The 24,381-nt window shown below is 64.3% G+C and carries 14 protein-coding genes, 1 tRNA gene and 1 pseudogene; 12 read left to right on the top strand and 4 right to left on the bottom strand.

All coding sequences use genetic code 11. The features are described 5' to 3' along the window. Nucleotides 1-460 precede the first annotated feature (460 nt). Nucleotides 461-1,663 carry an ISAs1-like element IS2404/ISMul1 family transposase gene (locus CKW46_RS21735; protein ID WP_420891825.1) on the top strand — a complete coding sequence of 401 codons (1,203 nt, stop codon included), beginning with the start codon at nucleotides 461-463 and terminating at the stop codon, nucleotides 1,661-1,663. 55 nt (nucleotides 1,664-1,718) lie between these two features. Here the strand turns inward: CKW46_RS21735 and CKW46_RS21730 are convergent, their stop codons facing one another. Beyond that, entirely contained in the window at nucleotides 1,719-2,342 is a 624-nt protein-coding gene (locus CKW46_RS21730) for a cutinase family protein (RefSeq protein WP_117437525.1), read from the bottom strand. Between the two features lie 328 nt (nucleotides 2,343-2,670). Beyond that, a tRNA-Arg gene (locus CKW46_RS21725) sits at nucleotides 2,671-2,747 on the bottom strand. Between the two features lie 186 nt (nucleotides 2,748-2,933). Here CKW46_RS21725 and lipQ point away from each other — a divergent pair. The 4 genes from lipQ (at nucleotide 2,934) to CKW46_RS21705 (ending at nucleotide 10,168) form a co-directional block, all read left to right on the top strand. Then, nucleotides 2,934-4,187, top strand: coding sequence for an esterase LipQ (lipQ, locus tag CKW46_RS21720; RefSeq protein ID WP_482053458.1), 1,254 nt, complete (start codon nucleotides 2,934-2,936; stop codon nucleotides 4,185-4,187). A gap of 232 nt (nucleotides 4,188-4,419) precedes the next feature. Further along, a complete protein-coding gene (locus tag CKW46_RS21715) occupies nucleotides 4,420-5,883 on the top strand; it encodes a WS/DGAT/MGAT family O-acyltransferase (protein ID WP_015356574.1) in 1,464 nt (487 codons plus the stop codon). Further along, nucleotides 5,880-7,805, top strand: a complete 1,926-nt coding sequence (locus CKW46_RS21710; RefSeq protein ID WP_015356573.1) for an HAD-IB family hydrolase/lysophospholipid acyltransferase family protein — start codon at nucleotides 5,880-5,882, stop codon at nucleotides 7,803-7,805. The genes CKW46_RS21715 and CKW46_RS21710 overlap by 4 nt, the downstream gene beginning before the upstream one ends. Beyond that, nucleotides 7,802-10,168, top strand: a complete 2,367-nt coding sequence (locus CKW46_RS21705) for a glycerol-3-phosphate 1-O-acyltransferase (protein ID WP_482052386.1) — start codon at nucleotides 7,802-7,804, stop codon at nucleotides 10,166-10,168. The genes CKW46_RS21710 and CKW46_RS21705 overlap by 4 nt, the downstream gene beginning before the upstream one ends. 57 nt (nucleotides 10,169-10,225) lie before the next feature. Here the strand turns inward: CKW46_RS21705 and CKW46_RS21700 are convergent, their stop codons facing one another. Beyond that, nucleotides 10,226-11,155, bottom strand: a complete 930-nt coding sequence (locus tag CKW46_RS21700) for a sterol desaturase family protein (RefSeq protein ID WP_015356571.1) — start codon at nucleotides 11,153-11,155, stop codon at nucleotides 10,226-10,228. A gap of 78 nt (nucleotides 11,156-11,233) precedes the next feature. Then, the gene (locus tag CKW46_RS21695) at nucleotides 11,234-11,452 is read right to left on the bottom strand and encodes a hypothetical protein (protein WP_015356570.1); all 219 of its coding nucleotides are present in this window, start codon (nucleotides 11,450-11,452) and stop codon (nucleotides 11,234-11,236) included. A 316-nt stretch (nucleotides 11,453-11,768) separates the two neighbouring features. Between CKW46_RS21695 and CKW46_RS21690 the strand changes: the two genes are divergently transcribed. From CKW46_RS21690 to CKW46_RS21660, 7 genes and pseudogenes are all read left to right on the top strand, one after another. After that, nucleotides 11,769-12,287: a single-stranded DNA-binding protein gene (locus CKW46_RS21690; protein WP_012395431.1), complete on the top strand. Its 519-nt coding sequence runs from the start codon at nucleotides 11,769-11,771 to the stop codon at nucleotides 12,285-12,287. A gap of 67 nt (nucleotides 12,288-12,354) precedes the next feature. Further along, on the top strand, nucleotides 12,355-14,031 hold the full coding sequence (ettA, locus tag CKW46_RS21685) for an energy-dependent translational throttle protein EttA (RefSeq protein WP_482052385.1): 1,677 nt from the start codon (nucleotides 12,355-12,357) through the stop codon (nucleotides 14,029-14,031). A gap of 160 nt (nucleotides 14,032-14,191) precedes the next feature. Further along, a complete protein-coding gene (locus CKW46_RS21680) occupies nucleotides 14,192-19,030 on the top strand; it encodes an NAD-glutamate dehydrogenase (protein ID WP_482052384.1) in 4,839 nt (1,612 codons plus the stop codon). Beyond that, the gene (locus CKW46_RS21675) at nucleotides 19,027-19,443 is read left to right on the top strand and encodes an acyl-CoA thioesterase (RefSeq protein ID WP_482052383.1); all 417 of its coding nucleotides are present in this window, start codon (nucleotides 19,027-19,029) and stop codon (nucleotides 19,441-19,443) included. Before CKW46_RS21680 ends, CKW46_RS21675 begins: the two co-directional genes overlap by 4 nt. Beyond that, on the top strand, nucleotides 19,440-20,102 hold the full coding sequence (locus tag CKW46_RS21670) for a DUF8010 domain-containing protein (RefSeq protein WP_011741473.1): 663 nt from the start codon (nucleotides 19,440-19,442) through the stop codon (nucleotides 20,100-20,102). The genes CKW46_RS21675 and CKW46_RS21670 overlap by 4 nt, the downstream gene beginning before the upstream one ends. A 512-nt stretch (nucleotides 20,103-20,614) precedes the next feature. Further along, nucleotides 20,615-22,804, top strand: a pseudogene (locus CKW46_RS21665) (Rv1355c family protein). Next, nucleotides 22,801-24,336: an MFS transporter gene (locus tag CKW46_RS21660; RefSeq protein ID WP_482052382.1), complete on the top strand. Its 1,536-nt coding sequence runs from the start codon at nucleotides 22,801-22,803 to the stop codon at nucleotides 24,334-24,336. The pseudogene CKW46_RS21665 and the gene CKW46_RS21660 overlap by 4 nt, the downstream one beginning before the upstream one ends. The last annotated feature ends 45 nt before the right edge of the window (nucleotides 24,337-24,381 follow it).

The raw sequence follows: 24,381 nt of genomic DNA, 5'->3' as shown, positions 1-24,381 counted from the left end.
TTGCTGTAAGTACGAAAGTGCAGAAAAAGACACTGATAATGGATTGCTGAACAATGAGGTCAAGATGACGACAGGCAACCTGCGAATGCTGCTTAAATGGCTGCTCGGAGCGGTATTCATCAGTTTGTACGCGTTTTTGGTGACGGGTTGCGCCGAGGAGTTGACTTTGCCTCGAGGGCCGGAGATCGGCTGCTTTAATCGGCATTGTTAGCCGAGTACTCGTTGGCTTTCCGGTGTGCTCCACGGCCACGCCTGGCCGGCGTCGGCGCCGAGTTCGCTGTGGCCACCATGATCTAGCCGGGTGTGCCGATCCCACCCAGGGCTCCGGCGTTGTTGATTAGCAGGCTTGTGAGCTGGGTTGATGATCTTTGGTGCCGCGCTATTGGGGCCGGAGTGTAGGCACGGGCTATCTGGAGAACGATCGAGTTGGTTACTGTTCGTCGTTGGTCTGGAGTTGCCCGTGCCTACCGTTTCAGTATTGCCTGTGTCGTCGGTTCCAGAGGTGTTCGACCGCTGGAGTCCTGGTGAGCGCAGCGAGCTCATCGGATCGGAGTTTCTCGATGTGTTGGCCTCGGTGCCAGACCCGAGGGACCCACGCGGTCGGAGGTATTCGCTGATGGCTTTGTTGGCGATCGCGGTTCTGGCCACTGCCGCGGGGATGCGCGGCTATGCTGGTTTTGCCACATGGGCGGCCACCGCTCCCGATGATGTGTTGGCCCAATTAGGGGTCCGGTTCCGGCGGCCCAGTGAGAAGACCTTCCGCGCTGTTTTGTCTCGGCTAGACCCCGCCGACCTCAACGCCAGGATGGGCAGTTACTTCACTGCACACGTGGCCAGCAGCGACCCCAGTGGATTGGTGCCGATCGCGTTGGACGGCAAGATGCTGCGTGGTGCTTTACGCGCCAAAGCGACAGCCACGCATCTCGTGTCGGTGTTCGCCCACCGTGCCCGATTGGTGCTCGGTCAACTCGCTGTCGCCGAGAAAAGCAATGAAATTCCCTGCGTACGTGCCCTGCTCACGCTGCTGCCGGGTAGCTTGCGGTGGCTGGTCACCGTGGATGCGATGCATACCCAGGTCGTCACCGCGAAGTTGATCTGCGCCACCTTGAAGTCGCACTACCTGATGATCGTCAAGTCCAACCAAGCCAAAATACTTGCGCGTATCACCGCGCTGCCCTGGGCCGAGGTGCCCGCAGCCGCTACCGACGACTCCCGCGGCCACGGCCGTGTCGAGACCCGCACCCTGCAAATCATCACCGCTGTACGAGGAATCGGCTTCCCCTACGCAAAACAAATCATCCGGATCACTCGTGAACGCTTGATCACCGCCACCGACCAGCGCAGCGTGGAGGTGGTCTATGCCATCTGCAGCCTGCCGTTCGAGCACGCCCGCCCTACCGCGATCATGACCTGGATGCGTCAACACTGGGGAATCGAGAACAGCCTGCACTGGATACGCGACGTCACCTTCGACGAAGACCGTCAAAGGGCACATACCGGAAACGGCGCACAGGTCCTAGCAACGCTACGCAACACCGCGATCAATCTGCACCGCCTCAACGGCGCCGACAACATCGCCGAAGCCTGCCGGATCACCGCTTTGACCGCTAACCGCCGCCTAGACCTCCTCAATCCACAATTCCCCAGCTCACAAGCCTGCTAATCAACAACGCCGGAGCCCTGCGATCCCACCGGCAAGTGATCCCCCGACTCGCGCGCTAGAGCTGGCTCACCACGAAAGTCGCTGCCTGACTGGGCATCCCGGACTGCGCATACGACAGGTGTGCCGCGGAGAACATCTCATCGTGAGAAGGCAGCGCAAGGGCGCCGGGGGTGCAAATCGGATCGTTGGGCGCACACAAGTCAATCGCTTTATGGCCATACCAGGGGCTGATCTCGCTTATTGGCCCGCCAAGATATCTGTCGGTCGGATTCCCGAAGACGGCGACCGCGGCGACGTGATCAGCCACCTCCGCCGATAGCGTTTGGGGGATGAAGCCGGCAACGGGGGCTCGAGCGATCGTGATCAGGTCTATCACCATCGCGCCTTGGGAATATCCGCCGAGCACCAGCTTGGTATTGGGGCAGCTGGCCGCCATGGACTCAACGTGAGTGCTGGCATCGGTGGCGCCCGCGGATGCGGACGGGGGCCAATCTTCGGTGGCGGGGTAGTTGACGGCATACACCCCGAGGGACCGGCGGCCAAGCTGGGAGCGTAGGGAATCGATGAATGCCTGTCCGACCCCACCGACGCCGGGTGGCTCGGCGGTCCCGCGGGCGAACGTCACTTCGGCATCGGGGCAGGCGGCGGCCGACGCGGAGGCAATGATCAGGGGGGGCACTCAGCAGGGCCGCGCAGATTGTCGCGAGCCCGACACCCAGCAAACGAGTGAATTGGCGTGCGTTCACGTTTTGATGCTGGCACATCGCGGCCGAAACGGAGCGCCCAAATTGTGCGACGCTCATCCGCGAAACGCTGCGGAAACCAGGTCTGGCCACCGATCGCGCTCACGCGTCCGGTGTTGCACGGAGACGCCAGGAGGCGCAGGTGGCGGCCGGGGGTCCGTTGCCCCGCCCAATCGCCGGCCGCGAGGGCACTGGCCCGAAGCCACCGTCAGGCATCGACCGAAGGTAAAACGTCGAGCATCAGCCGACGTCACACACCTTGGTTGGTGCCCCCGGCACGACTCGAACGTGCGACCTAGGGATTAGAAGGCCCTTGCTCTATCCACCTGAGCTACGGAGGCAATGCGCAGGTCAGTCTATCCAAGCCGGATTCAAGATCAGATTGGGTGACGCGACGCGCCCCAAAATTCTTCGCCTGGGCCAGAAATCGGTTATTGTGTGAGCCTCGACACACGTACAACACCGGCTAGTAATCGGCCGTTTACCGCAACGACGCGTGTGCCTGACGTCGAGGGGTGGGCTTTGTTATGTGCATGGCCAGTGTGACTTCGCGGTGCTCGCGGGCAGGTGCCGAAGCGTTGCGCCAAGGAGCGCAGCTTGCTGCCGACGCGCGCGACGCTGTCCGTTCCGGAGCTCTGTTGCTTCGGGGTTCTCCGTTTGCCCTCGGCTGGGTAGCCGGTTGGGTGTCCGCGGAATTTCCGCCGCACGTGCTGACCGGGTACGCGTTGTCCCGTGTCTCTCCGCCGGCCATCGGCCGGTACGGCACCGCGTGGGCGGCCCAGCGGGCCGATCTGACCCTCACCGCGGCACTCGAGGAGTCCTTCGGATCGGAATTCCGTGACCTGGTGTCACACCCCTCCGGTGATGGCTCGGCGTGTGCGACGCGCGGCGGCCTGCTGCCGTCGGGACCCCGCCGCCGCTACGCGGCGCAGACCTCCGACATCTCCTACGGGCCGGGTGGTCGTGAACATCTGCTCGATGTCTGGCGCCGCCCCGACTTGGCGCCGGGAGGCCGGGCCCCGGTGCTGATCCAGGTGCCTGGGGGAGCGTGGAGCGTCAACGGGAAGCGTCCGCAGGCCTACACCCTGATGAGCCGAATGGTGGAGCTGGGCTGGATTTGCGTCTCCATCAACTACAGCAAGAGTCCGCGCTGCAAGTTCCCCGCACACGTGGTGGACGTCAAGAGGGCGATTGCCTGGGTCCGGGAGAACATCGCCGCCTACGGCGGCAACCCCGATTTCATCGCCCTGACCGGCGGCTCAGCCGGTGCGCACCTGGCCTCCCTGGCGGCGCTGACTCCGTGCGACCCGGCTTTTCAGCCTGGCTTCGAACACGCCGACACGACGGTTCAGGCGGTCGCGCCCTATTACGGCGTTTACGACTTCACCGACTTCGACAACATGCATGAATTGATGCTGCCGTTCCTGGAGCACTTCGTGATGAAGAGCCGCTACGCCGACGACCCGGAGCCGTTCACCGCTGCTTCCCCGATTTCTTACGTGCACCGGGAGGCGCCGCCCTTCTTCGTGCTGCACGGTGAGCGCGATGAGCTTGTCCCAACCGGGCAGGCGCGGGCGTTCTGCGCAGCGTTGCGGGGCGCCGGAGCCGACACCGTGGCCTATGCCGAGCTCGCCAACGCACATCACGCGTTCGACATCACCCCAACCGTCCGCTCCCGGCTGGCCGCCAGTGCGGTCTCCGACTTCCTGGGGGTCGTCTACGGGCGTTGGACCAGCTCGGTACTGGGTTCGTTGGCGTTCTCAGCGAATTCGGCCAGCTGAATCGGCAGGCGCCGGCCAGAACGCGAGAACCGCCGAGTTACCGACTCGATTGCCAGCCACGTCGTCTTGCGGGCTTGTCCGCGGCGCATGCCGTGCTGAGCGGATCCTCACTTTCACCGCCGCGTCAACCGGACTAGCGTTGTGTTGGCACTTTGGTTGGCGGGGACTGAGCAGGAGGCTTGATTGGCGGTGACGAGGATGGCGCGTCGAGTTGGCCGAGTGGGTCGTGATCATGGCTGAGGCGGTTGGGTTGTCCGATGAGCTGGGGCCCGTCGATTATTTGATGCATCGGGGCGAGGCGAATCCGCGGACGCGTTCGGGGATCATGGCCCTAGAGCTTCTCGATACCACGCCGGACTGGGAGCGGTTCCGGACCCGGTTTGAGAATGCCTCGCGACGCGTGTTGCGGCTGCGGCAGAAGGTGGTTGTTCCCACGCTGCCGACCGCGGCGCCGCGCTGGGTGGTGGATCCGGACTTCAACCTGGACTTCCATGTGCGCCGGGTGCGTGTGTCTGAGCCCGGCACGCTACGCGACGTCTTCGATTTGGCCGAGGTGATCCTGCAATCGCCACTGGATATCTCGCGCCCGCTATGGACGGCCACCCTGGTCGAGGGTTTGGCCGACGGCACGGCCGCGACTCTGCTGCATGTCAGCCATGCGGTCACCGACGGCGTCGGCGGTGTGGAGATGTTCGCCCAGATCTATGACCTGGAACGGGATCCGGCGCCCAGACCCACACCGCCGCTACCGATTCCCCAGGACTTGTCACCCAATGACTTGATGCGTGAGGGCATCGGCCACCTGCCCATCGCCCTCGTTGGCGGCGTGGCGGGAGCGATAGCCGGGGCGGTCTCGGTGGCCGGACGCGCGGTGCTGGATCCGGCCGCCACCGTCTCGGGGATTGTCGGCTATGCGCTGTCGAGCGTGCGGGTGATGAACCGCGCGGCTGAGCCCTCACCGCTGTTGCGCCGGCGTAGCCTGACCACGCGCACCGAGGCGATCGACATTCGGCTCTCCGAGCTACACAAGGCCGCAAAGGCCGGTGGCGGCTCGATCAACGACGCATATCTTGCGGGCCTGTGTGGCGCGCTGCGGCGCTACCACGAGGCCCTCGGGATGCCGATCAGCACGCTGCCCATGGCGGTCCCAGTCAATCTGCGGGCCGATGTGGACGGCGCCGGCGGCAACCGGTTCACCGGCGTCAACCTGGCAGCGCCAGTGGGCACCGCCGATCCGGTGGCGCGGATGAAAAAGATCCGAGCCCAGATGACGCAGCGCCGCGACGAGCCCGCGATGAACGTCGTCGGGTCCATGGCGCCAGTGCTCAGTGTCCTACCCACGGCGGTGTTAGAGGGGATCAGCAGTTCGGTGATCGGCTCGGACGTGCAGGCCAGCAACGTGCCGGTCTACCCCGGGGACACCTTCGTCGCTGGAGCAAAGATATTGCGCCAGTACGGGATTGGCCCCTTGCCGGGAGTGGCGATGATGGTGGTGCTGATTTCCCGGGGCGGATGGGCCACCATCACCGTGCGCTACGACCGGGCCTCGGTCCGACATGACGAGTTGTTCGCCCGCTGCCTGGTCGAGGGCTTCGACGAGATCCTGGCGCTCGCCGGCGATCCCGCACCGCGCTCGATTCCTGCCTCTTTCACCACTGTCTCTGGATCGGAGTCTCGATCGGTGTCCAATTCATGAGCGCCGCCGAAGAACCAGGTGACGGGCGCGAGCAGGACAAGGCGGCGGGGGACCTACGGTTACCCGGCTCCGTCGCCGAGATCATGGCCAGCCCCGCGGGACCAAAGGTTGGTGCGTTTTTCGACCTCGACGGCACACTGGTGGCTGGTTTCACGGCCGTCATCCTCACCCAGGAGCGGCTGCGGCGCCGCGACATAGGGGTGGGGGAGCTGCTCAGCATGGTTCAGGCGGGCCTGAACCACACGTTGGGACGAATCGAGTTCGAACAGCTCATCAACACGGCCTCCTCGGCGTTGCGCGGACGCCAGCTCGTCGACTTGGAGGAGATCGGCGAGCGGCTGTTTGCCCAGCGCATCGAGTCGCGGATCTATCCGGAGATGCGCGAGCTGGTCCGGGCGCACGTGGCGCGCGGTCATACCGTCGTGCTCAGCTCGTCGGCCCTGACCATTCAGGTCAATCCGGTGGCCCGCTTCCTGGGCATCGTGAACATGCTCACCAACAAGTTCGAGACCAATGAGGACGGGCTGCTCACCGGTGGCGTGGTGAAGCCGATCCTATGGGGTCCCGGCAAAGCCGCAGCCGTGCAGCGTTTTGCGGCCGAGCACGACATCGACCTCAAAGACAGCTACTTCTACGCTGACGGCGACGAAGACGTCGCACTGATGTACCTGGTCGGTAATCCGCGGCCGACCAACCCGGAAGGCAAGATGGCCGCGGTGGCCAAACGCCGTGGCTGGCCCATCCTGAAGTTCAACAGCCGCGGGGGGGTGGGCCTGCGCCGGCAGATACGAACGCTTGCCGGTTTCAGCACCATGTTCCCGGTTGCTGCCGGGGCAGTGGGAATCGGCCTGCTGACGGGTAATCGCCGCCGTGGGGTGAATTTCTTTACCTCGAACTTCTCCCAGCTGTTGCTTGTGACCAGCGGTGTGCACCTCAATGTCGTCGGCAAGGAGAATCTGACCGCGCAGCGTCCAGCCGTCTTCATCTTCAACCACCGCAACCAGGTCGACCCGGTGATTGCTGGTGCCCTGGTCCGGGACAACTGGGTTGGGGTGGGCAAAAAAGAGCTGCAGAACGACCCGATCATGGGCACGCTGGGCAAGGTCCTCGACGGTGTGTTCATTGACCGCGATGACCCGGCCTCAGCCGTCGAGACGCTGCATACCGTGGAGGAACGCGCAAAGAACGGGCTATCCATCGTGATCGCCCCCGAAGGCACCCGGTTGGACACCACCGAGGTTGGTCCCTTCAAGAAAGGGCCGTTCCGCATCGCTATGGCGGCCGGCATCCCGATCGTGCCGATTGTGATCCGCAATGCGGAGATCGTCGCCTCCCGCAACTCCACCACGATCAATCCGGGAACCGTCGACATAGCAGTGTTTCCGCCGATCCCGGTCGATGACTGGACGCTGGACACCCTTCCGGACCGCATCGCCGAGGTGCGCCAGCTCTATCTGGACACACTCAAGGACTGGCCGGTCGACGAACTGCCCGAGGTCAATCTCTACGCCGAGGAAAAGGCGGCCAAGAAAGCCAAGGCGCAGCTTGCCAAGGCGTCCGCGAAGGAGACACCGGCCGAGAAAGCACCCGCGAAGAAGGCTGCCGCCAAGAAGGAGACACCGGCCAAGAAGGCACCTGCGAAGAAGGCGCCGGCCAAGAAGGCACCTGCCAAGAAGGCGACGGCAAAGAAAGCACCCGCCAAGAAGGCGCCTGCGAAAAAGGTGCCCGAGAGCGCGGCTGCAAAGGCTGCGACGCCCGCCACCGACACCGAGCTGTCCGCACCCAAGCCGGTGGGCGAGGCGTCGAACCCGACCGAGATCGCACCCGAACCCATTGCCCATGATGGCGACGCGCAACAACTCGGCGCAGGCCGAAGCGACGCGGCCGAGTCATCGAGCTCTAGGCCCAAAGGACGGCCGTGACCAAACCGGTCGCTGATACCAGCGCAGTCCTTACCTCTGAAGACACGCTGGTGCTGGCCTCGATGGGCTCGCCGGTCGAAATGCAGCTGATCATGGATTGGCTGGGCGAGCAGCGGGCCCGCACACCAGGGGCAAAGTTCGACGTCCTGAAGCTGCCGCCGCGAAATGCCCCGACGGCCGCGCTGACCGCGCTGGTTGAGCAACTCGAGTCCGGTTCCGAAGCCGGCGCAGATCGGTCCATCGTGCCGGTCCAGGTGTTCTGGCAGCCGCCGGCGGATCGCAGCCGGTTGGCAAAGGTTGCCGGGCTTCTTCCGGGCCGCGATCCATGCCATCCCAACCCCCGCCAGCAGCGCCGCATCCTGCGTTCGGACCCGCAGCGTGCCAGGGTGATGGCAGGGGAGTCGGCCACGGTGTCGGAGCTGCGCAAGCAGTGGCGTGACAACACCGTTGGCGAGGACCAACACGACTTTGCCCATTTCGTTGCCCGCCGGGCGATCCTGGCGCTGGCCCGCGCCGAGTACCGGATCCTTGGGCCGCAATACAAATCGCCGCGGCTGGTGAAGCCAGAGATGTTGGCGTCCGCACGATTTCGTGCCGGCCTGGAAAAGATCCCCGGCGCCACTGTCGAGGAAGCCGGCAAGATGCTCGACGAACTCGCCACCGGCTGGAGTCAGGCATCGGTCGATGTTTTTTCCGTCCTGGGCAGGCTGATCAGCCGCGGATTCGATCCCGAATTCGACTACGACGAATATCAGGTCGCGGCCATGCGCACCGCGCTGGAAGCCCATCCAGCTGTCTTGCTGTTCTCCCACCGGTCCTACATCGACGGGGCGGTGGTACCGGTGGCGATGCAGGACAACCGGCTGCCGCCGGTGCACATGTTCGGCGGCGTCAACCTGTCGTTCGGCGTGATGGGGCCGCTCATGCGGCGCGCGGGGATGATCTTCATCCGGCGCAATATCGCCGGCGACCCGCTGTACAAGTACGTGCTCAAGGAATACGTCGGCTATGTCGTCGAGAAGCGGTTCAACCTGAGTTGGTCCATCGAAGGCACCCGCTCGCGCACCGGAAAGATGTTGCCACCCAAGCTCGGCCTGATGAGCTATGTCGCCGATGCCTACCTCGACGGGCGCAGTGACGACATCCTGCTGCAAGGGGTTTCGATCTGTTTCGACCAGCTGCACGAGATCGCTGAATACGCCGCCTACGCGCGCGGCGCCGAGAAGACACCCGAGGGCTTCAGCTGGCTCTACAACTTCATCAAGGCACAGGGCGAGCGCAACTACGGAAAGATCTATGTGCGCTTCCCGGAAGCGGTCTCCATGCGGCAGTACCTCGGTGTTCCGCATGGTCCGATAACCCATGATCTGGCGGCCAAAAGGCTTGCGCTGCAGAAGATGTCCTTCGAGGTCGCGTGGCGGATTCTGCGAGCGACGCCGATGACCGCGACCGGTTTGGTGTGTGCATTGCTGCTCACCGCACGTGGTACCGCACTAACCCTTGGCCAGTTGCACCACACGTTGCAGGATTCGCTTGACTATCTCGAACGCAAGCAGACACCGATGTCGACCAGTGCGCTGCGGCTGCGTTCGCGCGAGGGGGTCCGGGCGGCCGTGGACGCCCTGTCCAACGCGCACCCGGTCAACCGGGTGGACAGCGGCCGCGAACCGGTCTGGTACATCGCTCCCGAGGACGAACTCGCCGCGGCCTTCTACCGGAATTCGGTGATCCACGCCTTCCTGGAAACCTCGATCGTGGAGCTTGCGCTGGCCCATGCCCGCCACGCCGAAGGCGATCGCATGGCCGCCTTCTGGGACCAGGTGATGCGGTTGCGGGATCTGCTGAAATTCGACTTCTACTTCGCCGACTCGGCGGCATTTCGCGCCAACATCGCCGAAGAGATGGCGTGGCACCAGGACTGGGAAAGCCAGGTCGCCGCCGGGGGCGATCAGATCGACGCAATCCTTTATGCAAAGCGACCGCTGATTTCGGACGCCATGCTGCGGGTGTTCTTCGAGGCCTACGCAATCGTTGCCGACGTGCTGCGCGATGCTCCGGCGAACATCAAACAGAAGGACCTGACGGACTTGGCGCTGGGCCTCGGGCACCAATACGTGGCCCAGGCGCGGGTCCGCAGCAGCGAGCCGGTGTCAACACTGCTCTTCGCAACCGCACGTCAGGTGGTCGACGACCAGCACCTGATCGAGCCCGCGCCAGACCTGACCGAGCGTCGGAGCGCGTTCCTGGCCGAATTGCGCAATATCCTGCGTGATTTCGACTACGTCGGGAAGATCGCGCGAAACCGGTTCGTGGCTCGTGAGCTCAAGGCCCGTCAGGAGCGACTCGAGCAACAGGCTCAGTAGTCGCCGCGACGGTGCGGCGATCGACGCCGCCAGTGGCGCCGCCCGGCGCCGCAACAGCTAGCCGTTGCCTGCCGCCGCCCAGTGCTGGCCATCGACGGGAACCGCGTGATCATCGCTGTCATGTGAGCGGGGCGCAGGCGTCTCGGCTACTTCGCTCCAGCCGGGCGGGCGCAGCAGATACCCGACCCGGCCACGCCACGTCTTTGCCCGCCCAACGTCGCTAAGCATTGCGGCGAATTCGTGGTAGTTGAGTTTGATCGGGTTATGGGTAGCGATGTTCTGCTGCAACCCGTACTGAACCGGCTCGTCTTCCTCGGCGTAGCTACCGAACAGTCGGTCCCACACGATCAGAATGCCGCCGTAGTTCTTGTTGAGGTACGGATTGTTCGCGCCGTGGTGCACACGATGGTGAGAAGGCGTGTTGAACAGATACTCGATCGGTCTGGGCAGTCGGTTGATGCGCTCGGTGTGGATCGGGAACTGATAGAAGAGCACGATTGCGTGGCAAGCGAAGATCATCCAGACGGGGAAGCCGATCAGCGCCAGCGGCACGTAGACGACCGCTGATATGAACAACCAACCGGGGACCAGCCAGGGGGTGCGCATCCCCGTGGACAGGTTGAGGTACTGACTCGAATGATGCACATGATGCGCGGCCCAGAACACTCGAATCCGATGGGTCATGCGGTGCCTGCCGTAGTAGGCCAGGTCGGTCAGCACCAGTGCGCACGCCCAGGTCCACCACTGGGAGGTCGGCAGGTGGATCGGCGTCAGCGAACTGGCGATCAGGACTAGCGGCACTGCGGTGACGCTGCCTACCGATCGAGTCAGTCGGGCCAAGGCGTAGACCGACAGGTTGGCTGCGGTATCGCGAGCGGACACGCTGGGGCGTGACCGGTTGCGCTGTTTGCCGAGCCGGTAGCTGAGGAAGTCCAGCCCCACCAGCACCATGAACCCGGTCAGAAATATCGGGACGGCGCGTTCCATTGCTCACCTAGCATCGTGAGACCCCACCCGGCCGCGTTGTTGAGCAAGGCCGTGGTCCCTGAGCGGTCAGAAGCCGATTCAGAGACCGATGTGTGTGGGTGCCACAAACGTCGGGGCCGGGACGTGTACCAGCTGACCTGAGCATCCTTCGGGCATGCCGTCGCCCTCCGGGGCCGGTGTTCCTTTCAGATCCGATGAGCAGCCCACCGCCAGCAGCGCATAAGCGGCCGCCACCAGCGTGCCGACCACCCAGGCCACCCGTACGCCCATCCTCTGGCCCTTCAACTTTGCGTTCACCGTGGCAGCCTCCATTTGCTGTCCGGTCGCCGTGGCTGGCAAATGCGACGACCTTTGGATGCTATCGCCGTTGACCTGCTGAGACGGGTGGTTTTCAGATTCTGGTGACAGTTGGTTTCAGGTCTGCGGTCGTGGCCCCACGCTCGGGACTTCGATCCACAGTCACGTCTTTGCCCACAGGCGGGTTGGACGGACCGCGCCCGCCTCGGGCGGCTGTCGGTGCGGTGCAGGTGAATGACAGCCAGCACCGCGCGGATCCACCCGCGGGCGGCACGAAACAGCCAACGACAGCAACCCAGCGAAGGGAATCGCGCAGATGTTTGAAACGCCTCTTACCGTGGTCGGTCACATCGTCAATGACCCGCAGCGCCGGAAGGTCGGCGATCAGGAGTTCATCAAGTTCCGGGTCGCCAGCAATTCGCGCCGGCGGACCGCAGACGGCGGCTGGGAGCCGGGCAACTCGCTGTTCATCACCGTGAACTGCTGGGGCAGGCTGGTTACCGGGGTGGGGGCGGCATTGGGCAAAGGTGCACCGGTGATTGTCGTGGGCCACGTCTACACCAGCGAGTACGAGGACCGCGATGGCAACCGCCGCTCCTCGCTCGAGCTGCGGGCAACCTCCGTCGGTCCAGATCTCTCGCGCGTCATTGTGCGTATCGAGAAGCCCGGGTACACGGGTCCGAGCCCGGAAAAGGCAGCGGCGGCCGCGGCCACAACGCGATGCGAGGACGTCGCCGACAACGACGACCACAGCGCCCGCGACGTTGCTGACACTGCGGACGTTGCGGCGGGTGCGGACGCCGCCGATCGCAATGCACTGCCACTGTCGGCTTAGCGCTGCGCGGTGGTGCCTAGGATGGTCGGCGGGGTAACTCCAAAGACTAGAAAGGCAATACCGCGGCATGGCTGAGTTCATCTACACGATGAAGAAGGTCCGCAAGGCGCACGGCGACAAGGTGATCCTCGACGACGTCACGTTGAGCTTCTACCCGGGCGCCAAGATCGGTGTCGTCGGCCCTAACGGGGCCGGAAAATCGAGCGTCTTGCGGATCATGGCCGGTTTGGACAAGCCGAACAACGGCGACGCGTTCTTGGCTACCGGGGCCACGGTCGGCATCCTCTTGCAGGAGCCGCCGCTGAACGAGGAAAAGACGGTTCGGGGCAACGTCGAAGAGGGTCTGGGCGACATCAAGGTGAAGCTCGACCGATTCAACGAGGTCGCCGAGTTGATGGCCACCGACTACAGCGACGAGCTGATGGAAGAAATGGGCCGGCTGCAGGAGGATTTGGACCACGCCGACGCGTGGGACATCGACTCGCAGCTGGAGCAGGCCATGGACGCGCTGCGCTGCCCGCCGCCCGAGGAGCCGGTGGCCAACTTATCCGGTGGTGAACGCCGGCGGATTGCGCTGTGCAAGCTGCTGCTGTCGAAACCGGATCTGCTGCTGCTCGACGAGCCGACCAACCACCTCGACGCGGAAAGCGTGCAGTGGCTCGAACAGCACCTTGCCAGCTATGCCGGTGCGGTACTGGCGGTCACCCACGACCGCTACTTCCTCGACAATGTCGCCGAATGGATCCTGGAATTGGATCGCGGCCGCGCCTACCCGTACGAAGGTAACTACTCGACCTATCTCGAGAAGAAGGCCGATCGGCTGGCGGTGCAGGGCCGAAAGGACGCGAAGCTGCAAAAGCGGCTGCAGGAAGAGCTGGCCTGGGTTCGGTCGGGGGCAAAGGCGCGCCAAGCCAAGAGCAAGGCGCGTCTGCAGCGCTACGAGGAGATGGTCGCCGAGGCGGAGAAGACTCGCAAGCTTGACTTCGAGGAGATCCAGATACCGGTCGGACCCCGGTTGGGCTCCGTGGTGGTCGAGGTCGAACACCTCGACAAGGGCTTCGGCGGGCGCACCCTGATCAAGGACCTGTCCTTCACCTTGCCCCGCAACGGCATCGTCGGCGTTATCGGCCCCAACGGAGTGGGCAAGACCACCCTGTTCAAAACCATTGTGGGGCTCGAGGAGCCGGACAGCGGCACGGTCAAGGTCGGCGAAACGGTCAAGTTGAGCTACGTCGATCAGACTCGCGCTGGCATTGATCCGAAGAAGACCGTGTGGGAAGTCGTCTCGGACGGGCTCGACTACATCGAAGTGGGCCAGTCTGAAGTGCCCTCGCGCGCCTACGTGTCGGCCTTTGGGTTCAAGGGACCAGACCAGCAGAAACCCGCGGGTGTGTTGTCGGGCGGCGAGCGCAACAGGCTCAACCTTGCGCTGACGCTCAAGCAGGGCGGCAACTTGATCCTGCTGGACGAACCGACCAACGACCTGGATGTCGAGACACTGAGTTCGCTGGAGAACGCGCTGGTCAACTTCCCGGGCTGTGCCGTGGTGATCTCGCACGACCGCTGGTTCCTCGACCGCACGTGCACGCACATCCTGGCGTGGGAAGGCGACGCTGACAGCGAGGCCAAGTGGTTCTGGTTCGAGGGGAACTTCGGAGCCTACGAAGAAAATAAGGTTGAGCGGCTTGGCGTCGAGGCTGCGCGGCCGCACCGGGTTACTCATAGAAGGTTGACGCGCGACTAGTGTCAGCTCTGCGAAGGCCCCGCGACGATGCGGCCGCTATGGCTGCTGAGGAGTGGGGCAGTCAAGTGGTGCCCCGCGACGATGCGGCCCCTATGGCCGGTGAGGAGTGGGGCCGATCAAGTAGCGCGCTGGTTTCAGTCGTGAGTTTGGAGCAGTCGGCATGACGATCGATCCCGGGGCCAAGCAGGATGTCGGGGCGTGGACGGCGTTCACCCAACCCGCCGACATTCCTGACTGGATCTCGCAGGCCTACCTGGACAGCTACCAGCGTCGGGGGGAGGAGGATTCGCAGGCTTCACAACGAGCCGCCGAAGCCGCTGCCTCCGTGGTGACGCCGGCGATGCTGAGTGCGCACTATCGGCTCGGGCAGCACCGCCCCATGGGTGAGAGTCGCGTCGCCGTGTATCCGGCGGACGACCCGGTCGGGTTCGGGCCGGCGCTGCAAGTGGTCACCGAGCACGGCAGCATGCTGATGGATTCCGTGACGGTGCTCCTGCACCGGCTTGGTGTTGGCTACACCACCATCATGACCCCGGTCTTCGAGGTGCACCGCGGCCCCACCGGTGAGCTGCAGCGCGTCGAGCCGAAGTCCCTGGACGCCTCGCCCTACGTCGGTGAGGCTTGGATACACGTCCAACTCTCGCCGACGGTCGAGGCCAAAGCCCTCGCCGAAGTCGAACAGTTGCTGCCCAAGGTCTTGGCTGATGTTCAGCGTGTCGCCAAGGATGCGCCGGCAATGATTGCCACCCTCAGCGAATTGGCGGTCGCAGTCGACAGCGATCGCGAAGGCCACTATGCGGCTCCGGACCACCAAGAGGTGGCGGCGTTGCTGCGTTGGCTGGGGAATGGAAACTTCCTCTTGCTTGGCTATCAGCCCTGCGAGGTGGACGACGGGATGGTCCTCGGCGACGGCTCGACTGGCCTGGGCGTGCTGCGTGCGCGGACCGGCACGCGGCCCCGGCTTACCGACGAAACCAAGTTGCTGGTCCTGGCGCAGGCGCGGGTCGGCAGTTACCTGCGCTACGGCGCTTACCCGTACGCGATCGCGATACGCGAGAGCCTCGGCGACGGCAATATCGTCGAGCATCGCTTTGTTGGATTGTTCACAGTGGCGGCCATGAACGCCGACGTTTTGGAGATCCCGGCGATCTCGCATCGGGTCCGTGACGCGCTGGAGTTGGCCGGCAACGACCCGAGCCACCCGGGCCAGCTTCTGCTGGACGTCATCCAGACCGTCCCTCGTCCCGAGCTGTTTACCCTGAGCTCCGAACAGTTACTGGCGATGGCCAAAGCGGTGGTGGATCTGGGCTCCCAGCGACGAGCGCTGCTGTTCCTGCGGGTCGATCGGCTGCAGTTCTTTGTCTCGTGTTTGGTCTACTTGCCGCGCGATCGCTACACGACGGCCGTGCGGCTGCAGATCGAGGACATCCTGGTCCGCGAGTTCGGCGGCACCCGGCTGGAGTTCACTGCCAGAGTCAGTGAATCACCCTGGGCGCTCATGCATTTCATGGTTCGGTTGCCCGAAGACGTGGCGACGGGTTCGATCGATGTTTCGGAGGCCAACCGAAGCCGGATTCAGGCGCTGTTGAGCGAGGCCGCGCGCACCTGGGCCGACCGCCTGATCGGCGCTGCCTCCGATGCTTCGGTGCGGCACGCCGACGCCGAGCATTACGCGGCTGCCTTTCCGGAGGCCTACAAGCAGGCGGTCGCCCCGGCCGACGCCATCGACCACATCGCGATCATCAACGAGCTAGCTGATGACTCGGTCAAATTGGTCTTCTCCGATCGCACCGCGGACGGTGTCGCCCAGCTCACCTGGTTCCTGGGGGGCTGTACTGCCTCGCTAAGTCAGCTGTTGCCGATGCTGCAGAGCATGGGTGTGGTGGTGCTCGAGGAGCGGCCGTTCACGGTCACCCGCCCGGACGGGTTGCCGGTCTGGATCTATCAGTTCAAGATCTCACCGCATCCCACCATCCCGAAGGCGACGGTTCCCGCCGAGCGGGCCGCGGCGGCACAGCGATTCGCCGATGCGGTCACCGCGATCTGGCAGGGCAGGATCGAGATCGACCGGTTCAACGAGTTGGTCATGCGGGCGGGGCTGACGTGGCAACAGGTGGTCCTGCTGCGTGCCTATTCGAGATACCTGCGGCAAGCGGGCTTCCCCTACAGCCAGTCCTACATCGAATCAGTTCTCAACGAGCACCCCTCCACCGCGCGGTCACTGGTCCTATTGTTCGAGGCCCTGTTCGACCCACGGCCGGCGGGCTCACCGGTAAGTCCTGACGCGCAAGCCGCTGCTGCTGCCGTTGCCGCTGACATCGACGCACTGGTGAGTCTGGATACCGACCGGATTCTGCGGGCGTTCGCGTCGCTGGTTCAGGCCACCCTACGGACCAATTACTTTGTCTCACGCGAAGGTTCGGCCCGCAGCCGCGATGTCTTGTCAGTCAAGTTGGATGCCCAGCTGATCGACGAGCTCCCGCTGCCGCGGCCCAAGTACGAGATCTTCGTTTATTCACCCCGGGTCGAAGGCGTGCATTTGAGGTTCGGCCCGGTAGCGCGAGGCGGGCTGCGCTGGTCGGACCGGCGCGACGATTTCCGCACCGAGATCCTCGGTCTGGTCAAGGCGCAGGCGGTGAAGAACGCCGTCATCGTGCCGGTCGGAGCCAAAGGCGGATTCGTCGTCAAGCGGCCGCCGTTGAGCACCGGCGACGCGGCCACCGACCGCGAGGCCACTCGCGCCGAAGGCGTTGCCTGCTATCAGCTGTTCATCTCCGGGCTGCTCGACGTCACCGACAACGTCGACCACACGACCGGAGTGGTCAGCCCGCCGCCGGAGGTGCTGCGGCGCGACGGCGACGACGCCTATCTGGTGGTGGCCGCGGACAAGGGCACCGCCACGTTCTCCGACATCGCCAACGAGGTCGCCAACTCCTACGGATTCTGGTTGGGTGACGCGTTCGCGTCCGGTGGGTCGGTGGGCTACGACCACAAGGCCATGGGGATCACCGCCAAGGGCGCCTGGGAAGCCGTCAAGCGGCACTTCCGAGAGATGGGGATCGACACCCAGACCGAGGACTTCACCGTCGTGGGCGTCGGCGACATGAGCGGCGACGTCTTTGGCAATGGGATGCTGTTGAGCAAGCACATCAGGCTGATCGCTGCCTTCGATCACCGCCACGTCTTCCTCGACCCGAATCCGGATGCCGCTGCCTCGTGGCAGGAACGGCAGCGAATGTTCGATCTGCCCCGATCCAGCTGGGATGACTACAACAAGTCATTGATCAGCGAGGGCGGGGGGGTGTACAGCCGCGAGCAGAAGTCCATCCCGGTCAGTGACCAGGTTCGCAATGCCCTTGGCATTGGCGGCGACGTCACCGAGATGACCCCGCCCAACTTGATCCGGGCGATTCTGCAGGCCCCAGTGGATCTGCTGTTCAACGGCGGCATAGGGACCTATATCAAGGCTGAGTCGGAGTCGGATGCCGATGTCGGTGACCGTGCCAACAATCCCGTGCGGGTCAACGCGAACCAGGTGCGCGCCAAGGTCATTGGTGAAGGCGGCAACCTCGGGGTCACGGCACTGGGTCGCGTCGAATTCGATCTGTCCGGCGGGCGGATCAACACCGACGCGCTGGACAACTCCGCCGGTGTGGACTGCTCCGACCACGAAGTAAACATCAAGATTCTGATCGACTCGCTGGTCAGCGCCGGCAAGGTAAGAACAGACGAACGCAAACAACTGCTCGAGTCGATGACCGACGAGGTGGCACAGCTGGTGCTCACCGACAATTCCGATCAGAACGACTTGATGGGTACCAGCCGCGCTAACCCGGTCAGCCTGCTGCCGGTGCACGCCGACCAGATCAGGTACTTGGTGGCCGAGCGCGGAGTCAGCCGGGAATTGGAGGCGCTGTCCTCCGAAAAGGAGATTGCGCGACGTTCGGAAGCGGGCATCGGGCTCACCTCGCCCGAGTTGGCAACCCTGATGGCGCACGTCAAGCTGGCGCTCAAAGAGACGATGCTGACCACCGAGCTGCCCGATCAGGATGTGTTCGCCTCGAGGTTGCCCTCCTATTTCCCGAAGCCCTTGCGCGAGAGGTTCGCTCCCGAGATCCGCTCGCACCAGCTACGTCGCGAGATCGTCACCACCATGGTGATCAACGACCTGGTGGACACCGCCGGCATCACCTACGCCTTTCGGATCACCGAAGACGTCGGTGTCTCACCGATCGACGCGGTGCGCACCTACATGGCCACCGACGCCATCTTCGGCGTGAGTCACATCTGGCGCCGTATCCGTGCGGAGGAGCTACCGGTGGCGCTGTCCGACCGGTTGACGTTGGATACCCGCCGGCTCATCGACCGTGCCAGTCGCTGGCTGCTCAACTACCGCCCTCAGCCGCTCGCCGTCGGCGCCGAGATCAACCGGTTCGCCGCGAAGGTCAAAGCGTTGACCCCGCGGATGTCGGAGTGGTTGCGCGGCGACGATAAGGCCATCGTCGAGAAGACCTCCGAGGAGTTCATCGCCCAGGGCGCACCCGAGGACCTGGCGTACCGCGTTGCGGTCGGCCTGTATCGCTACAGCCTGCTCGACATCATCGACATCGCCGACATCGCCGATATCGACGCGGCCGAAGTCGCCGATACCTACTTTGCCCTGGTGGATCGGCTGGGTGCGGACGGTTTGCTCACCGCCGTCTCCGAGCTGCCGCGAAAGGATCGCTGGCATTCATTGGCCCGCTTGGCGATTCGCGACGACATCTACGGTGCGCTGCGGTCGTTGTGCTTCGACGTGATCGCCGTGGGTGAGCCCGATGAGAGCAGTGAGCAGAAGATCCTGGAATGGGAGCAGCTCAGCGCCTCCCGGGTGGACCGGGCACGCCGGACACTCAACGAGATTCGGGATAGCGGCCAAAAGGATCTCGCGACGTTGTCGGTGGCCGCCCGCCAGGTCCGCGGAATGACCTGCACCAGCGGACGAGGGATCTCGGGATGACCGTCGGGTACGTCGCTGCGGTGCCGGTGCGCTGGTCGGACATTGACATGTACCAGCACGTCAACCACGCCACCATGGTCACCATCCTCGAAGAGGCTCGGGTCCCATTCCTCCGGGAGCCGTTCGGCGCCGATATCACCACCATCGGCCTGCTGATCGCCGATGTCCGGGTCACCTACAAGGATCAGCTGCGGCTTGCGGATTCGCCTTTGCAGGTGACGATGTGGACGAAGCGGCTTCGGGCGGTCGACTTCACGCTGGGCTACGAAGTCCGCTCGATCGGCGCGGCCTCGGAGTCCAAGCCGGCCGTCATCGCGGAATCGCAGCTCGCTGCGGTGCACATCGAAGAGCAGCGGCTGGTGCGGTTGTCGGCACAGCATCGGGAGTACCTGCAGCGGTGGCTGCGGGAATGACGGGGACAGACGAGCGCGGGCTGTGGTTGACGGACCCAGCTCATCGTTCGGATCTGTCCACATTCGTCGAGCATGCGATCCGGCTTGACCCGGCCGCGATCATTCGACTGCGGGCACGATCCGCCGGATTGCTGACGGCTTGGGTGGCAACCAGTTTCGATGTGCTGGCCAGCCGGGTGGTGGTCGGTAAAGTGCGCCCCAATGACTTAACGGTGGGCGCCGACGCGCTGGCCCGCGGACTTGCTGCGACGGACAGTTCCGGCTACCTGGATCCGGGCTACCCGATGGACTCGGCGTGGCGGGGCGCGCTGCCGCCGGAGTCCGGATTCGTCCACCTCGAAGACCTGCCGGCGCGCGTTGTGCTGGACCTGGCGCAGAGTGGTGCACGACTTGTCAAGGAACACAGCAGCTCTCACGGTCCACCGGTCTCACTGATGGACCAAGAGGTCATCCAGGTCAGCTCCGATGACGCCGCCGTCGGTCTGCCGATGCGCTGCGTATTCGCCTTGACGGCAATGGGTTTCCTGCCGCAGTCGGCAGAAGCGATTGATGCCGATGAGATGGTTCGGGTGCGGGTAATGCCGACGTGGTTGCGGCTGGATGCGCGATTCGGATCGGTGTACCGGCGCCGCGGGCATCCGCCTTTGATGTTGAGGTGATAGTCGGGCTCGCGGCTTGCCCGGAAGCGGTCGGTGACCGGCAAAGCGGATTTCCCCACCGGGTGGATAATGCCATTTTTCTTTTTATTACCGACCCATAACGATTGTCTTAATTCCTGATAGCCCAGTTGTGGGGTTTCGAGTGGCAACTCTACGATTCTTTCGGTCCGCGTGTGGCCAACTTCGGCTAGCGCGAGTATTTGCCGCTCGCAATGGTCTTTCCGCTCTGTTGAACGGTGCGCAATCGGCTGGATAGTGGCCGAAGTCGAACTGGGTCTTGATACTGCGGATACCGTTGATGGGCAAGTGCTTTAATTCTGGTCCGGACGGTTGGACCCGCGGGTTGATCGGTTGGGGGCTGCGCTGAACCGAGTGAATTCGGCGAGCCTAATTTGATTTTTCGGCGGGCCTGTTGTGGCAATTAATGAGGATCCTGTTGGCCGGGATCGAAGACGGCTATTGCGTCCCCAAAATCCTTGCGAAGCGCTTCGGTGGGTGAAAGTATCGCTGGCATGTGGGCGAGCGGCGATGGGGACGATGCTGGGGCGCAGATTCTTAATCCGGACGTTCCCGCGGATTCTCATCGGTTGGAATGTCTGCGCGCAGATCCATCGATTAACTTCTTGGACCGGACTGACGAGCAGGCGCAAATTATTCGCGGAATCCGCCCTGGCCGTAACGCCGACCTCATTGCCGAGCGGCACCGGTGGGTTCATTACCCGTGGCGACGAACGGTCGTCGGTGTGTTGGGGCCACACGCGTTTCGCGCTGTCCGGCTAGACCGAAACCGGCATCTGATCACCGAGGAGGAACAAGATCAGCTCGCCGAGTTGCGTATCGGGGTAGTCGGCTTGAGCGTCGGACACACCCTCGCGTACACCCTCGCGGCCGAAGGGCTCTCCGGTGAGCTGCGGCTCGCCGACTTTGATCACCTGGAGCTGTCCAATCTCAATCGGGTCCCTTTGTCGGTGCTCGACCTCGGCGTGAACAAAGCGACCGCTGCCGCGCGCCGGATAGCTGAGTTGGATCCCTACCTGAAGGTGTCCGTCGTCACGGCCGGCATCACCGCAGATACGATCGACGCTTTTCTTGACGGGCTGCACATCGTGGTCGAGGAATGCGACTCGCTGGACACGAAAGTCATGGTCCGTGAGGCTGCGCGCGCACGGCGGATACCGGTCATCATGGCCACTGATTATCGCGGTCTGTTAGACGTCGAGCGATACGACCTGGAACCGACGCGGCCGATCCTGCACGGCCTGCTCGGCGACATCGACGCCGCAGCCCTGAGCGGATTGTCGGACTGGGACAAGATTCCACACCTTTATCGCATTACCTCTCCCGAGAAGGTGACGGCGCGAGAGGCCGCGGCGTTCATCGAAGTTGGTTCGACGCGGTCCGGCTGGCCACAGCTGGCCAGCGAGGTCCAACTCGGGGCGGCCAGCGTTGCTGAGGCCGTTCGCAAAATTGGCTTACAACAGCCGCTTTCATCGGGCCGCATCCGTATGGACGTCGAAGAGATGCTCAGCCGTATCGACGATCCCGCCGCCCACGCCACCGACCGGCAGACGGCCGGGCCGGCTTGCGCCGCGCAGTCTGATGCCGACGCCGACCCACTGGCCGAAGCCGCGCAGCTGGGCGACGTCGTTGACGTGGTCGCCGCGGCCGCCAATCGTGCACCGTCGGTCGGCAACGCCCAACCGTGGCGCATCCGAGCCGATCGGGACTGTGTTGTCATCGAGCTCGCGCCCGAGCACACGTCTTTGGTGGACATCGGTTTGCGCTGCAGCGCGGTAGGAATCGGCGCGGCGGTGTTCAACGCGCGGGTCGCGGCCGCTGCCCATGGCGTTCTCGGGCCGATCGAGATCGGTGCGGTCAGCGAACGGTCTCCGTTGACCGCGACGGTAAGACTGGGCAGCGGAGATGACCCGGATCTGGCGCGACTTTACGAACCGATGCTGGCGCGCCAGACGAATCGGCACTATGGGACGCCCACTCCGATCTCCGATTAGACGGTGGAGATGCTGGAACTTGCCGCTCGCGGCGAGGGCGCGCGGCTGCAGGTCTTGCGCAGTCGTGACGACATCGACAGGGCGGCAAGGATTATCGGAGCCAGTGACCGCATCCGCTATCTCACTCCGGAGCTGCATGCCGAATTGGTTGCTGAGCTGCACTGGCCAACTGACCCGGCCGCGAACAGCGGCATCGACGTTCGCAGTCTGGAGCTGGATGCGTTCAGGTTGATGATGCTCGAGCAGATCTGCCGCCCTGAGGTCACGGCCCAACTCGCGCGGTGGGATGGGGGAGTGGCCTTAGGGTTCGACGGCTTCGCCCGGCTCTCTTCGAGTTCGGCGCTGGCCCTGGTGTACGTGCAAGGCCGGTCGTTGGCCGATTACGCACGTGGCGGATCGGCCTCTCAAGCCGTGTGGATCCGCGCACAGCAGGAGGGGCTGGCGGTAGGACCGACAACGCCGCTGTTTCTCTACGCTCACAACGATCAAGAGCTGCATGGCCTGTCTTCGAGCTACGGTGCCCAGCTACAGCGACTGCAGCTGGAGTTCGCCGAACTGGCCGACGCCGACACGGGTGAGTCGCCGGCCATCTTGTTGCGGTTCTGCACCGCACCGAGCCCGTCAGTTCGCAGCCGGCGCCGGCCGTTAGCAGAGTGGCGCAAGGGGGTTCGGAGCGGCGCGGACGCATGATCGGGGCCAGCCTCGTCGCCGGACGCGCCAGGCGGATAGCTCGGGGCACCCGTCGGGCGCGATCATTGAACCCGTGGCCTGCGCTGTGGGCGATGTTGGTCGGCTACTTCATGATCGTCCTGGACTCCACGGTGGTGATGCTCGCCAACCCGAGCATCATGGCCGACCAGCACACCAGTTACTACCTGGTGATTTGGGTGACGAGTGCCTACCTACTGACGTACGCGGCGCCGTTGCTGGTGGCCGGGCGCCTTGGTGATCGATTCGGTCCCAAGAACATCTATGTCATCGGCCTTGCGGTGTTCACGGCGGCATCGTTGTGGTGTGGGTTGTCTGGCAGCATCGGGATGCTGATCACGGCCCGTGCGGTGCAGGGCCTGGGCGCCTCGCTGCTATTTCCGCAGACGTTGTCGATCATCAGCCGGATATTCGAGCCGCAGCGCCGTGGTGTGGCGTTGGCCATCTGGACAGCCACCGGTGGCGTCGTAACTTTGGTGGGACCGTTGGCCGGTGGTGTGTTGGTCCAGGCGCTGGGCTGGCAGTGGATCTTTTTCATCAACGTCCCTATCGGCCTCGCCGGGCTGGTGCTGGCAGCCCTGCTGCTCCCAGTCTTGCCGGTACACCGCCCGCAGCTGGATCTGCTTGGGGCCGCACTGTCGGCGCTGGGTGTCTTTCTCGTGGTGTTCGCGCTGCAAGAGGGTCAGCACGCGGGGTGGGCGCCGTGGACCTCGATGATGCTGATCGGCGGCGTCGGGGTCATCGCGGTGTTCGTCTATTGGCAGTCGGTCAATCGCGGTGACCCGCTGGTCCCGTTGAAGATCTTCAGCGACCGCAACTTCAGTCTGTCCAGCATCGGGGTGGCGGCCGTCGCGTTTGCGACGACAGCGATGATGGTGCCGGCGATGTTCTTCGTGCAGTCGGCCGTGGGGTTGTCGCCGATCCGCTCGGCGGCATTGATTGCCCCGATGGTGGTCATGAGTGGGGTGGTGTCGCCCCTGGTCGGCAAGATCGTCGACAGGTATCACCCGAAGCTGGTGGTTAGTTCAGCGTTCACGATGCTGGCGGTCGCGCTCACCTGGCTATCGATCGAGATGTCTTTGAGCACGCCGATCTGGCGGCTGGTGCTGCCCATCACGGCGCTCGGCGTGGCCATTCCCTTTGTGTGGGCGCCGCTGGCCGCCATTGGCTCGCGAGACCTGCCGGCACAGTTGGCGGGTACGGGCGCCGGCGTGTACACAGCGGCTCGGCAGGTGGGGGCCGTGCTTGGCGCCTCAGGCATGGCGGCGTTCATGACAGCGCGGATCGCCGCCGAGATGCCGCCGTTGCCAGGGAACTCGCCTGCGCTGCGCGGCAGCGACGGCACAGCGGTGCGACTTCCCGGGTTGCTGCGTGAGCCCTTCTCGGTCGCGATGTCGCAGTCGATGCTGCTGCCCGCGTGCGCGGCATTGTGCGGCGTGGCCGCCGGGTTGTTCATGCTGGGCTTCTCGGGATCGACCGATACCGGTCACGAAGCAGCGGACCAACCGGGTTGAGCGGACCACCGGTTCCCGATCCGGTCGGCGGCCGCAGCGGAGGAC

The sequence above is a fragment of the Mycobacterium liflandii genome, from assembly GCF_022354805.1.
GTDB lineage: Bacteria > Actinomycetota > Actinomycetes > Mycobacteriales > Mycobacteriaceae > Mycobacterium > Mycobacterium marinum.
This window is presented reverse-complemented; position numbering and strand designations above follow the sequence as displayed.

Bases quoted from the DNA above. Each gene is read 5' to 3' on its own strand.
- CKW46_RS21680 (WP_482052384.1), top strand. From the start codon at position 14,192: ATGACGATCGATCCCGGGGCCAAGCAGGATGTCGGGGCGTGGACGGCG.
- CKW46_RS21660 (WP_482052382.1), top strand. From the start codon at position 22,801: ATGATCGGGGCCAGCCTCGTCGCCGGACGCGCCAGGCGGATAGCTCGG.
- CKW46_RS21715 (WP_015356574.1), top strand. From the start codon at position 4,420: ATGGCTGAGGCGGTTGGGTTGTCCGATGAGCTGGGGCCCGTCGATTAT.
- CKW46_RS21710 (WP_015356573.1), top strand. From the start codon at position 5,880: ATGAGCGCCGCCGAAGAACCAGGTGACGGGCGCGAGCAGGACAAGGCG.
- lipQ (WP_482053458.1), top strand. From the start codon at position 2,934: ATGTGCATGGCCAGTGTGACTTCGCGGTGCTCGCGGGCAGGTGCCGAA.
- ettA (WP_482052385.1), top strand. From the start codon at position 12,355: ATGGCTGAGTTCATCTACACGATGAAGAAGGTCCGCAAGGCGCACGGC.
- CKW46_RS21690 (WP_012395431.1), top strand. From the start codon at position 11,769: ATGTTTGAAACGCCTCTTACCGTGGTCGGTCACATCGTCAATGACCCG.
- CKW46_RS21700 (WP_015356571.1), bottom strand. From the start codon at position 11,155: ATGGAACGCGCCGTCCCGATATTTCTGACCGGGTTCATGGTGCTGGTG.
- CKW46_RS21670 (WP_011741473.1), top strand. From the start codon at position 19,440: ATGACGGGGACAGACGAGCGCGGGCTGTGGTTGACGGACCCAGCTCAT.
- CKW46_RS21675 (WP_482052383.1), top strand. From the start codon at position 19,027: ATGACCGTCGGGTACGTCGCTGCGGTGCCGGTGCGCTGGTCGGACATT.